At 34.2% G+C, this 13,225-nt stretch carries 12 protein-coding genes; 4 read left to right on the forward strand and 8 right to left on the reverse strand.

The window, feature by feature from the left end:
- The first annotated feature begins 1 nt into the window (after position 1).
- Entirely contained in the window at positions 2-1,306 is a 1,305-nt protein-coding gene (locus M0P98_04400; protein MCK9266110.1) for an SLC13 family permease, read from the forward strand.
- Here the strand turns inward: M0P98_04400 and M0P98_04405 are convergent.
- From M0P98_04405 to M0P98_04415, 3 genes are read right to left on the reverse strand one after another with little or no spacing between them, the layout of a single operon-like run.
- On the reverse strand, positions 1,274-1,834 hold the full coding sequence (locus tag M0P98_04405) for an isoprenylcysteine carboxylmethyltransferase family protein (protein ID MCK9266111.1): 561 nt from the start codon (positions 1,832-1,834) through the stop codon (positions 1,274-1,276). The genes M0P98_04400 and M0P98_04405 overlap by 33 nt on opposite strands.
- A complete protein-coding gene (locus tag M0P98_04410; protein ID MCK9266112.1) occupies positions 1,804-2,535 on the reverse strand; it encodes a UPF0280 family protein in 732 nt (243 codons plus the stop codon). The genes M0P98_04405 and M0P98_04410 overlap by 31 nt, the downstream gene beginning before the upstream one ends.
- Complete coding sequence (locus M0P98_04415) at positions 2,532-3,515, reverse strand: tRNA 4-thiouridine(8) synthase ThiI (GenBank protein ID MCK9266113.1); 984 nt, start codon at positions 3,513-3,515, stop codon at positions 2,532-2,534. The genes M0P98_04410 and M0P98_04415 overlap by 4 nt, the downstream gene beginning before the upstream one ends.
- Before the next feature lie 402 nt (positions 3,516-3,917).
- On the opposite strand from M0P98_04415, the gene argH reads away from it, so the two are divergent.
- Both argH and lysA read left to right on the forward strand, forming a co-directional pair.
- Entirely contained in the window at positions 3,918-5,291 is a 1,374-nt protein-coding gene (gene argH / locus M0P98_04420) for an argininosuccinate lyase (GenBank protein ID MCK9266114.1), read from the forward strand.
- Positions 5,267-6,526 (forward strand): diaminopimelate decarboxylase, encoded by a 1,260-nt coding sequence (gene lysA / locus M0P98_04425; GenBank protein ID MCK9266115.1) that lies wholly within the window; start codon positions 5,267-5,269, stop codon positions 6,524-6,526. Before argH ends, lysA begins: the two co-directional genes overlap by 25 nt.
- Here lysA and M0P98_04430 read toward each other — a convergent pair.
- The 5 genes from M0P98_04430 to M0P98_04450 all read right to left on the reverse strand — a co-directional run bounded on the left by M0P98_04430 (position 6,512) and on the right by M0P98_04450 (position 11,817).
- Positions 6,512-7,495 (reverse strand): FAD:protein FMN transferase, encoded by a 984-nt coding sequence (locus M0P98_04430; GenBank protein MCK9266116.1) that lies wholly within the window; start codon positions 7,493-7,495, stop codon positions 6,512-6,514. The two genes, lysA and M0P98_04430, sit on opposite strands and share 15 nt — an antisense overlap.
- Before the next feature lie 15 nt (positions 7,496-7,510).
- Positions 7,511-8,488 (reverse strand): sugar phosphate isomerase/epimerase, encoded by a 978-nt coding sequence (locus tag M0P98_04435; protein MCK9266117.1) that lies wholly within the window; start codon positions 8,486-8,488, stop codon positions 7,511-7,513.
- A 390-nt stretch (positions 8,489-8,878) separates the two neighbouring features.
- Positions 8,879-9,661, reverse strand: a complete 783-nt coding sequence (locus M0P98_04440; GenBank protein MCK9266118.1) for an amidohydrolase family protein — start codon at positions 9,659-9,661, stop codon at positions 8,879-8,881.
- Positions 9,658-10,473 (reverse strand): hypothetical protein, encoded by an 816-nt coding sequence (locus M0P98_04445; GenBank protein MCK9266119.1) that lies wholly within the window; start codon positions 10,471-10,473, stop codon positions 9,658-9,660. The genes M0P98_04440 and M0P98_04445 overlap by 4 nt, the downstream gene beginning before the upstream one ends.
- Before the next feature lie 9 nt (positions 10,474-10,482).
- Entirely contained in the window at positions 10,483-11,817 is a 1,335-nt protein-coding gene (locus tag M0P98_04450) for an aminotransferase class III-fold pyridoxal phosphate-dependent enzyme (GenBank protein MCK9266120.1), read from the reverse strand.
- 109 nt (positions 11,818-11,926) lie between these two features.
- On the opposite strand from M0P98_04450, the gene M0P98_04455 reads away from it, so the two are divergent.
- On the forward strand, positions 11,927-13,225 hold a 1,299-nt coding region (locus M0P98_04455), incomplete at its 3' end, for a hypothetical protein (protein MCK9266121.1).

The raw sequence follows: 13,225 nt of genomic DNA on the forward strand, positions 1-13,225 counted from the left end.
AATGGAAATAAAAGCAATAATTAGTATTTGTGTATTTGTTATATGTTATTTTCTTATAGCCATAGAACGAGCTCCAAAAGTTTATGTTGCTTTCGCGGGTGTAGTAGCTCTTATTTTATTTAAGATATATACCCCCCACGAAGTTGCGTATTATGTTGACTGGGAAACAATTGGATTTCTTTTCGGAATATTTATATCAGTAAAAATAGTTGAAGATTCAGGGTTTTTTAATTTTTTTGCTCTATTTTTAGCCAAAAAACTTGAGTTTAACACTATAAAAATATTTATATTCTTCCCTTTAATGGCTGCTTTCCTTTCAGGGTTTATAGATTCAATAAGCGTTATAGTGTTTCTTGCTCCTCTTACCATAGCTTTAAGTAAACTATTAAAATTTAACCCAGTTCCCTTCGTTATAACAGAAATATGTCTTTCAAATATCGGTGGTGCTGGAACACTTATGGGAGATCCGCCTAATGTAATATTGGGTTCTATGTTTCACCTTGGTTTTATTGATTTTATCAAACACAACTGGATATTAAGTTTTTTTGCCTCAATTTCAGCAATAACTGTTTTTTACAAAATGAACAGAAAATATCTTATCAAAATAAACCAAAAACTTAAAAAAGATGAACTTGAAAAACTTGTACCTCTTGAGGAAATAAATGACTTTTTTTTAATGAAGGTAGGATTAACCAGTCTCGTTTCAACAGTTCTTTTGTTGATATTAAGGGATTTTATAAAAAATATCATCCCCTTAAATATTGCATTGGCAAGTCTTCTACCAGCTTTTACTGTTCTAACTCTCAAAGGTAACAATGAAAAACTTAAAGATATTTACAAAAAAATCGATTTAGAAACACTTCTTTTTTTAACAGGACTTTTTGTAATAGTAGGTTCACTTGAAAAAACAGGTGTTATGGCAATCATTGCAAATGGTGTTAGCACTTTTGCTAAAGACGGTTTACAGATGGCAAGCATACTTTTCTGGGGTGGCGCTATCACCAGTAGCGTTATAGACAATGTTCCAGAAGCAATGAGTATAGGATACCTTATAAAAAACCTTTCCCCTATGCTAACATATTCATACACACTTTTGATTTGGGCTGCAAGCCTTGGACTTGACATAGGAGGCAACTTTACACCTGTTGGAGCAAGCGCAAATGTAGTTGGATACGTTCACCTTGAAGAACACGGAATTAAGGTTGGTTGGACAAAGTGGATTAAGTTTGCTTTTGTTCCAACTTTTGTAGCTCTATTAGTCTGTTGGGTTGGCTTACTTATAAAATATCTTATTGGCTTTTATTAATAGAATACCGATAGTTATGGCAACTCCTATTAAGTTCCAGTGTTCCCCGTTTAGTAATGCCTGTTTCACCGAAAACATCTCTCTATTTTTAGGTCCTTTTAATTTTGGTAAAAATGAAGGCACCTGTTTTTTGTAATCTATATATGTCTGCCCGAATATCTCTGTTAAAACCTTTTCTTCCGAAACAATTGTAGGTATATACGCAATTGGAAAAAAGATGAGAAAATATAACAGAATAAATATGTTAAAAGATGCCACAACAAACCCCAAACATATAAGAAAACTTCCCAAATAAAGAGGGTTGCGACATAAACTGTACGGACCGGTAGTTGTAAGCACTCTGTTTTTCTTGATAACGCCAGCTGAAACAAATCTTATAACCAGTCCAGCTAAAATTAAAGGTAATCCAAGAAGAATATATTTGTTACCACCATTTCCTAACAAAGCGACAAAAACAAAAAACAACCATCCCAAAGTAGTTCTCTTTTTTGATATATTCACAATGAAATTAGTTCTATATTTCCCCATAAAAACATCTCTCTTTCTTTGATTATTAACATTCCCTCTATAAAAGGAAACTTTTTTATCTCTTTTTCTATCTTATCTTTCTCTATTCTATCCTTTACTATATTGCAAAAATATGTTGCTGCGCCGTCTGAAAAAGTCGCAGACCTTGAGACCACAGTCACAGCATCAGCGTTACCATAACTAAAAGAATGCCCAACAGTTCCGCTTGAGGTGGCTATCCCCAGAGGCAATAAACCTCCTTTAAATTTTATTCCTAACCTCATAGAAAAAGGAGAAGTTCCAGCATAAATTGCCACTACAAACTCGTTCTGCATACGGGCATAAATATCTCCACCGTTTTCTATAAAGATTTCATCAGTTTCAGAAAACAACTTCTCACCTACCACCTCAGCAATAGCTCCAGACACCGATGCCATAGGACCAGTATCTGTCATCTCGCTTGATAAACACATAAGTTTAATTATTCTGCTTTCCGTATCACAAATTAAAGGAGAAAAAGATATATAAAACTCTGGGTTCTCCTCAATATATCTTTTAATAATATCTCTCTGCTTAACTACCTCGCCTTGAACCTCTCTTTTCAAAAACTTTTGTGACATTACCAAAAGGTCAGTTTCTTCCACTTTGATTGTATACCTTTTAAGTCCGCTACTGGTTGCCATATCTCTATAAAATCTTTCTTTAAAATTTGCTTTATTCATAAAAGATATTTATGGTAGTTAAGTTTGTTTTCTCCTCTAACAACTCTTCTAATTATTTGAGAAGAATCCTTTTCCACAACAACTTCAATCTCTTGTGCTGAGATATAAGAAGCAAAGATTTTTAGTGCCAACTCATTAGGCATTCCATCTATAACGGCTTTAACTTCGGGGAGAATTGAAGAGTAGACAGTATATTTATCGCACCCTAAATGGTTTATCATCTTTTCATTTTCATCAGCATCTCTTGCAACTATAAGTTTTGTATCTTCTGATACCCTAAAATGTCTGCCCAACTGAAGCAAAACATAGTCCTCATTATATGAGTTAGGTTTATATTTGAACAAATCTTTTAACCTGTTACAGAATCTCTCTTCAGTAAGAAGACAACCACCTGCTGGAGTTTGAAAAAATTTCAACCCTTTTTCTTTAGCTATTTTCAATTGCAAAACTCGTTGTTTCCCTTCAATAGATAAAAGTTTGTTCCGGTCAATTAACCCGTTTATCTCCATTTGAGTTTCTGGTAGAAGTTGAGCAGATAACGGTCTTAAAAGTTTACCCTCGAGACCTAAATCTCTTTCAATTATCCTTAAAGCTTCTTTTGTTTGTGATTTTTTCCTCTGCCCAACAACTTCACCAGTAAAAACAAAGTCTGCCCCTTCTTCATCCATAATCTTTTTTGCTTTCGAAAGCATATATATATGGCAATCTATACAAGGGTTGATATTTTTTCCATAACCATATTTAGGATTTTTAACAAGTTCTATATATTCTTCATCAGATTTAAGTATCCTTAAATCAAATTCTAATGATTCAGAAATATATTTTAATGTCGTTAATGTCTTACTACCAAGCCCAGAAACAAACGGTGTAAGAATATGGACTCCAATAATATCATACCCTTCTTCTTTAACAATAGCCGCAGAAACGACGCTATCAAGACCAGCAGATATCAATCCTACAGCTTTTCTATTTTTTTTCATCCACATATTATAACATATCTTAAACCTTTTGACCTGTTGCTCATTCTGGTATATAATTTAACCTCAAATAGTTTTAGTTTTTTGCTTAAATAATTCTTTTAATAATATAGCAATCTCGCCGAAGGCGGAAAAGGAATATACTCGTTTTTGCCCTCTACCCTTGGGGAGGGGTAGTTAGCAGGCTAAGGAAAAATGAAAGGCGTAACGATAAAAAATTAGACTACCCCTGTATGTCATTCCGGACTTGATCCGGAATCTCGTTTTTCACGTTGTGCCTTTTACCAAAGTGGGTTAGGTTAGAGATCCTGAAACAAGTTCAGGATAACAAACTGGGGCGTTCTGGCGGCAAAAAGGCAAGGATAAGAGCATAAAAGAAAAGCGTAATAATAAATGAGGAAAAAAATGAAATATATGTGGGAAGGAAGATTTGAAAAGAAAGTAAGAGACGATGTAATAGATTTTACTTCTTCACTTGAGTTAGATAAACATCTTGCTTTTTATGATATAAAGGGGAGCATCGCACACTGTAAAATGCTCAATAAAGCCAATATACTTACATCTGAAGAATCAAAAACAATAATAGAAGGGTTAAACCTTGTAGAAAAAGAACTCCGTGAAGGAAAATTTGTTTTTCAACAATCAGATGAAGATATCCACACAGCAATTGAAAGACGGCTCGTCGAACTTGTTGGGAAAGCTGGAGAAAAACTTCATACTGCACGTTCAAGAAATGACCAGATTGTTCTTGATGAAAAACTTTTCACGAAAGATATTATTCTTGCTATCATTTCAGAAATAGAGGTTTTACAGAAATCCCTTCTCAGTAAAGCGGAAGAAATGTTTCCCGCAATTATGTCAGCATATACACACTTACAACAAAGCCAACCAGTACTTCTTTCACACTACCTTCTTGCTTATATAGAAATGTTGGAAAGAGATAAAAATAGGTTAAAAGATTCTTTGAAGAGAGTAGATATTCTCCCTTCAGGAGCATGTGCTTGTTGCGGAACTTCTCTTAATATCGACAGAAACTATATGGCAGAACTTCTTGGGTTTTCTAATGTTTCAAAAAACAGTCTTGATACTGTTTCAGATAGAGATTTTCTTGCTGAACCTATTAGCGATTGCGCTATATTGATGGTTCACTTATCAAGATTTGCTGAAGATATGATTATATGGAACACATCAGAGTTTGCGTTTATAGAACTGCCAGACGAATACTGTACAGGTTCAAGCATAATGCCTCAGAAAAAAAACCCCGATGTACTTGAACTAATAAGAGGTAAAGCATCGTCTTGTATTGCTTCTATTACTGGGATACTTTCTCTACAAAAAGGTCTACCGTTATCATACAACAGAGACCTACAAGAAGATAAAAAGTTTTTTATCCAAAGTCTTACAGAAACATTGTATTCAGTAAAACTACTTTCTGGCGTTGTGTTAGGCACAATATTTAAAAAGGACCGGCTTATATCTTCTATTACCGAATTTACTTTAACAACCGATATAGCTGAGTATCTTGTCAAAAAAAATGTCCCTTTTAGAGAAGCACATAGAATCTGCGGTAAGATAGTACGTTACTGTATAAGTGAGAAGAAAACTTTTGACTCACTAACCAAAAACGAATGGGAAGAGTTTTCACCCAATTTTTCTGATGATATAATAAACATTTTAAATTATGACACCTCAGTCAACTCCAAAAACTCTTACGGTGGAACTTCACCTAAACTTGTTCAAAAGGAAATAGAAATATGGAAAAAAAAGATATTAAAATAATTTTTGAAGATTTTTTTGATTACAAAAAAAACATTTTATATGCTGAAGACGTTAGTTTAAAAACAATTGCAACTGAATACGGAACTCCTTCTTTTGTGTATAGCAAAAACTATCTTCTATCACAAATCAGAAGATTTAAAAATGCTTTTTCAGGAGCAAACTCTCTTATATGTTATTCTGTAAAAGCAAATTCAAACCTAAACATACTAAAAATGATGGAAAAAGAAGGCTACGGGGCAGATGTAGTATCAGAAGGAGAGTTAAGGGGCGCTATACTTGCAGGGTTTACTCCTGATAAAATAGTTTTTGCAGGAGTAGGGAAAAGTGAAGAAGAGATCTCTTATGGCATAAAAAACAATATAAACTGTTTTAATATAGAGAATCAAGAAGAACTCGCTTTAATAGAAAAATATGGAAAGAAGTTTAACCAGAAAGTTGTATGCAACCTTAGACTAAATTTGGATATAGATGTTGATACTCACGAATATGTAAAAACATCAAAAAACGAAACAAAGTTTGGTATAGACTTACCGTTAGCTGAAAAGATTATAAAAGAGAGAAAAAAGTATAAATATGCACAAATATTAGGATTTCATCTACACCTTGGTTCTCAACTTAAAGATGTTACGCCTTATACCTCTGCTTTAAAAAAGGTTAAGATATTTTCCGAGAAAGTAAAGTTCCAACCTAAAATAATTGATATTGGTGGAGGTTTTGGTATACCTTACTCTAACAAAGATATAGTAACAGAGATTGAGGAGTTTGGTAATGTAATAACACCAATTATCAACTCAATGAAGATAGAATCGCTTATCCTTGAACCGGGTAGGTTTATTGTTGGTAACACGGCAGTTCTTCTAACAAAAGTTTTATACGTAAAAAAGAGAGACAAGAAGAATTTTGTTATTGTAGACGCTGCTATGAATGACCTTATCAGACCATCTATTTATGGTAGTTACCACTCTATTTTCCCTATATTGGCTAAAAAGAACAGTATGAGAGCAGATATAGTAGGACCTATCTGCGAATCAGGAGATTTTCTTGGTAAAGATATAGATATTCCTTCTGATATAAAAGCAGGCGACCTTATAGCTGTTGCAAGTGCAGGAGCATACTCTTTTACTATGTCTTCAAATTACAATAGCAGGTTAAAACCTTGCGAAATCTTGGTAGATAACAAAAAAGCCAGTATCATTAGGAAGAGAGAAACTTATAAAGATTTATGGAAAAGATAGTTTTGAAAAATTGTTACTTTCATAAATTTTTCTGTTTCCATCTATTATGAAAGCTCCAATATTATTTACTTTCTGGATAGTCTGAAGACTTTTTTTTGCCCCAAGAACAAAGAAAGCAGTTGCAAACCCATCTGCAGTTGCACAATCAGAAGCAACAACTGTTACGCTTAAAGGAAACCCCTGAACAGTTTTACCAGTTAAAGGGTTTATAATATGCCCGTATTTTTTACCTTTAATAGAGTAGAACCTTTCATAAGTACCAGATGTTGCAATAGCAGAATTTTTTATTCCAACCCTTCTTAGTATATATCTTTTTCTTAATGGATGTTGTATCCCAATCTGCCAATCTTTTCCTTTTAAGTTTTTCCCAAAAGCAAATATATCGCCTCCAGCATTAACCATACCGTTCTTTACGCCTTCTTTTTTAAGAAACTCTACAACCTTATCAACCATATATCCTTTTGCTATCCCTCCAAGGTCTATCTCAAAATTTTTAGGCATCTCCACAACGTTTCCTTTTAAAACAATTTTTTCCCAACCAACAGATTTCAGGGTCTCTTCAATTTCATTTTTTGTTGGGGCACTATTTCGTTTTTCAGCTTTCTTATAAATTTTAATCAATGGTTTACAGGTTATATCAAAAGCTCCATTTGTAATACTGCTTATATAAAAAGATTTTTTAAGCAGGTAAATTGTATCATCAGAAACCTTTAATTTTTTTAGTCTATTAAGTTGGCTGATTTCACTATCTTTATCATAAATAGAAAAGATTTTTTCTATCCTTTTCATTTCAATAAAAGCTTCATCTAAAACCTTTTCATTTTCTTTTATAGGTTCAATAGTGATTTTGACAAAAGTTCCAGCAACTATCTCTTGCTGAGATACATAGGTTTTTCCATAAACAACAGGTACTATAAAGAAAGTTGTAAGTAGAAACAATATAGTTAGTTTTATTTGAGTTTTTAACATTGTTATACTATTGTTTTATTTCAAAATTCTCTCGTTAAGTATTGATAACACAGAAACTATATCTCTTTTTTGTAAACAATGCTCAAGGTTGGAACTTCTCAACTCTTTAGCGAGTTTTATAAAATTAATCGTATTGTTTACTGAACATTCTAACGCTTTAACTCCATTTTCCCTATACGGAAAAACATCCATCAGATACCAACCATCATAGTTACAAACATCTAGCCAATAACAGAACTCAAGAGTTTCCCAAAATGAAACACTTCCAACTATAAGGTCGTGGTCAAAATCTCTATAATTATCGTTAAGGTGCACTTCAAAGAGTTTATCTTCATTTGCAAGAAGAACCACTGATTCAGCAGGATTTTCACCTGCTACAAGACTATGTCCATAGTCAACCACACCTCCAACATTAGGTAAATCGATAGATTTTAATAGGTATAACAGTATCCCTACATTTCTTATAAAAAGATTTGTACGTGGTTCCTTTGGCTTATATTCAATACCTATCTTAACATCTTTCCTATACTCGCCTATCTCTTGCAAAGATTCAACAATATACCCCCAAGACTTTTTGTAGTCTGCTTGAAAAGGATAGTCAAACCCATCTTGCCCAGGCCAAATCAGAACACTTTCAGCTCCCATTAAAACCGAAACATCTATTGTTTCTTTGAGAACTCTTATAGATTCCCTTCTTATACCTAAGTCTGGTGAAGAGATACTACCCTGTTTCCATCTTTTGTCTGGGTATATACCTGCCTCTACAGTACATAAAACCTTACCTTCTTTTTCGCAGGCAGATTTTATGTCAGGTATATCTTCCTTTACAAACTGGTACGGATAATCGAGAGCAATCCCTAATAGCCCTTCAATCTTACCTGCCATCTGTATCTGTTCTACCAAAGAAACTTTTTCTCTATAACCGTCTGTAACAAACCTTTCAACGCAAGGTGAAAAAGGTGAAAATCCGCTTCCAATTTTATATGTTTTCATAAAGCCTCTCTTTTTTTAGTTTTTATCGTTACCGCCCCAATTTTACCATCCTGAACTTGTTTCAGGATCTCTAACTTAACCCACTTTGGTAAAAGGCACAACGTGAAAAACGAGATTCCGGATCAAGTCCGGAATGACATGCAGGGGTTGTCTAATTTTTTATCGTTACGGCTTTCATTTTTTCTTAGCCTGCCAACAGCCACTCACCCTTGATCCTTCTCTCCCTCGGAAATACTCGGGACAAGCCCAAGGGTAGAGGGCAAAGAAGGGGAGTGAGTAGACACCCCATACGTCTTTCTTTTATGCTTTTATCTGCCGCTTTGTGGCATTGCGAGGAATGCCTTCTAATGACGTGGCAACCCTCGTCTTTATCCTTATTATTTTTTGTCGTTAAAAAAGATTTGGCTCATAAACCTTTAGAGCATTTAACCCCAAAATCTTTTCTTTCTGCTCATCTGTGACAGAAGAAAGAATTATTCTTGGCAGATAAGAAGCAGGGTCAAACCAGGGCCAATCTGTTCCAAAAATAATCTTTTCAACACCAACAGAACCTACCAATTCAGGTATAAGATTATAACAGAATATATCGCCAGCTATATCAAGGTACACATTTTCAAACCTTTTTGCTAACTCAACAGCATCCTTTCTTCCGTTACCTCGCCCACCGCTATGCCCCATAACAAAAAAGACCTCTTGATAATTTTCAAGGTACTTGGTAAATAACGATGGTAAAGAAAATTTCTGTTCAGGGTTATCGGTCAAACTCCAGGTATGAGAAAGTATTGGCAACTGGTACTCTTTTGCATAGTTCCACACAGGTAAATATTTTGGGTCATCGGCGTAAGTCTTATGAAAACTTGGATGAATTTTTATTCCTATCAACCCACCGCTTTTTAAACTTTTATCAAGATATTCTAAAGATGCCTGAATATCTGTTGGAGTATACACCCCAAAATAAGGTATTTTACCTCCAGACTCTTGATACGCACTGATAGAACTTTCGTACCCTTCTTTAAAACGGCACAACAACCATTTGTAATGGCAAGAGTAAGCCCGTTTTATCCCATAAGTTTTCATACATAAAAGTAATTGTTGAATATCTTTTTTAGGGACAAAATTATAAGGGTCACACCCCAAATGTAAATGCCCATCTACAATGGTTATTTTATTCATAAAAAGTCACCTTTAATCAACCTTCTTATATTATCACCAGATATACCAGTCTGTTCTATTTCAGAAATATTTTCGTTTAACAATAGACCTATCGGCACTAAAGGGTCATTTACAGGTGCGTAAGAACTAAAAAGTAACCTCTCATAACCAATGTTTTTAATAAAATATTCAAGCAGGCCGGGAGCACCAAGATTAGAGATGTCGGTATACACATTAGAACATTTCTTCATAAGAGGAAGTAACATTCTTGTATGATATATAATTTTTTTTATTTGGGTCTCAAGCACAATTTGAAGTTTTGGAAAAGATGTAGCGAGAAGTTGAATATCAGTAAAAGAGGTTTCTGTATGAAATATAAAGAGAGGTATTTTATTATAAATAAGGGTTTCACATAAAGAGCCTATACACCATTCAACAGGTTTAAACTTGTAAGTTGTTGGATAGATTCTTACACCTCTGACTTTTTCGTTTAAAATCTGGTCTTCAAGAATATTTTTATACCCATCTTTTTCAGGAAAGATTGGAAGCCCTGTAACCACAGCGTACCAGTTGTTCTTGTCTTTAATTGAGTTGATAAGAAACTTGTTACTCTCATCAACAGAATATTTTCCATCTATCCAATGAGAAACAAGAGTCCCTTGAATATTATATTTTTGTTCAATTTCTGTCAGAAGTGGAACGGTACCTTCAGACATAAGAGGAAAAAGAGAAGTTCTGCCAAGCCAAAAACCAACATCAAAAATTTTCATAGAGAAAATCTTTTCAGATAATACTGTTTTTATTAACCTTATATCTCCTACCTTATTTTCCATACTTTAAATCTATTTACAAAAAACTTTTTTTAAGGTATCTGTTAAAGCGTTGAGAACCTCATCACATTCAGTTCTATTTATAATAAGAGGCGGTTTTATCTTTAAAACCTGTTTGCAAGGACCAGCCATACCCAATATTACTCCACGGTTCATCATCTCTTTTCTTATCTCAGCAGCCTCTTCTACAGCAGGTAAAAGAGTTTCATTATCTTTCACAAACTCAATACCTATATGTAGTCCTGCTTGCCTGATATCCCCAATCTGAGGAAAATCTTTCTGTAACAACTCAAGTCCTTCCCTAAGATAGTTACCCATTTTTCTTGTATTTTCAAGTATACCGTTCTGCATCATCTTTATAAGTTTTATAGCGCCCATCTGAGACAGACTATTGTTTGCAAAAGTATGTAGTTCCTCTCCGTCTTGCTGAAAACCTTTTAATTTATCAGATATAATAATTGCAGCCAAAGGTAAACCTCCACCTAACCCTTTACCCAAAACAATAATATCTGGAGTAACCCCAAAATAGTCGGCAGCAAAAAATTCTCCAATTCTGCAGTATGTCTGTATTTCATCAAAAATTAAAGGGATATTATACTTATCACAAATCCTTCTAACCTCTTGCAGGTATTCAACTGGAAGTATCACCTGCCCACCGCTTGCTTGAATAGGTTCAAGAATAAACCCTGCAACATTTCCAGACACACCTTTTTGGATAGTAAGTTCAAGAATTTTAGCACAAGCCAACCCGCACGTAGGTCTCCTTAGCCCAAGAAAACATCTGTAACAGTTTGGGTTAGGAACTCTTATAAAAGGTTTAGTTAAAGATAAAAACCTGCTACCTCCTATAAGATTGCCAGCTGACCTTGTTGACATCCAAGTAGCACCAAGTGAACCCAATGTAGAACCATGGTAAGAATCGTAAAGACACAAAAAATCTCTTGAAGTTTCTGTGTTTTTCATACAAATTTTCATAGCCGCTTCAATCGCAGGTCCACCTCCAACAGTAAAAGAGACCCTGTTTAACCCTGGTGGTGCTATCTCTGAGAGAAGATTTGCAAGATAATACCTTACAGGTGTATGCACTCCTTGGTGTATATGAGACATATTTTTTAGGTGTTCACATAAAATTTCGTTCATCTCTTGGTTTGCGTGACCAAGATACATAGCCCAACTTTGGCTTGTACAATCTATATAAGATTTGTTATCCACATCGTAAACACGGACACCTTTCCCTTTCTTAATAACAGGTATACCCCTTGTGCCACCACCAAGCATAAGGTGTTTTTCATATTTCTTTATAGTTGACTCATCCATACTATATATTTCTGCAAGAAGTTTTTCCATTGACATACCTCCAAAAAAAAATTAAACTATTTGAAGTATTATAAAAAAACATAAAGTTTTTGTCAATCTTTAAACTAAACAAATGTGATCAACTTGTCAAAGGAGAAGAATGAAAAGAATAAAGTATATTTTTATTTTATTGATTTTAATGGTTGTAAGTGCAAAAGGCGATAGTGAATGGAACAAAAAATTACAGAAAAGAAAAGAAACTATCAAAAACGATAAAAGCGTTGTTAGGTACTACACATTTGAAGATGTTATTGATGAGAATAGCGTTATTAAAGACCTTAGTAGCAACCAAGCAGATTTAGTTTTTGTGCCTGTTAAAGCAGGAGATAGGGTGATATCAGACCTAAAGGTAGTTGAAGGTCGTATCCCCGGAAAGAAAGCTGTAAGATTGGATAGAGGATATTATCAAGGAAAAACTGTAGATATACTAAACAAATCTTTCACAGCAGAATGTTGGTTTAGAAGGAGTGGAGAATCAACAAAATACGAAGGTATTACACTTAATGCCAATACAATCTTGTTGTCAGGAGGTGGTCCTACTGGATGGAGCCTATTTCCTGCAAGGAAACCAGATAACCTCGTTGCAAGGATAAGTTGTGTAGCGGGTAGCACCTCAGATGGAAGAAGTTCTAAATCTTATTCTGTTAGGGCATCAGGTGTTGATATTCCTCAAGATGTATGGCACCACGTTGCTTTTACATGGGATGGAAAAATTATCCTTATATACCTTAACGGTTCTCTGGTCGGGAAAACTCCTTATGATGGCGAATATGTTCCAACAAAACAACCCTTTTTAGTTGGGCTTAACCAACAAGAAATACTGGATATAGACGAAGTAGTAATATATAACAGAGTTTTAACTGCAGAAGAGATAAAAGAATCTTCTCAACGAGAAGAAGAGTTATCTGCTGATAAAATAAAAAACATTCTTGCAAAAGCCGATACGTTTATACAAAAAAGAGATTTTAAAGGAGCAAGAAAAGAGTATGAAACTCTAAAAAACATAGAAGGAGTTGATTATAATTTGCAGGTTATGCTATTTAATATAGCAGAAAGTTATCGTCTTGAAAAAAACTATAAAGACGCTATTCGTACCTGTGATGATATATTAAAACTACCTAATTTGAGTTTAGGATATAAGGTATATACTCTTTTTACTAAAGCAACAATACTTAACGAATCGGGTCAATTTAGCAAAGAAAGGGATGTATACTCAGAAATATTAAAAGTAAAAGGTATCTCTGAAAACGAACAAATACGTGCGAACAGAGGTATTGGAGATACATATAGAAGTGAGAAAAAGTATTCTAAAGCAAAAGAGGTATATGAAAAACTCCTTAAAGAAGTAGAATCAAAGTTTAACCCTCACGAAATACACAGATTAGAACTTGTAGATAGG

It is taken from the genome of bacterium (assembly GCA_023230585.1).
Taxonomy (GTDB): Bacteria; Ratteibacteria; UBA8468; order B48-G9; family JAFGKM01; genus JALNXB01.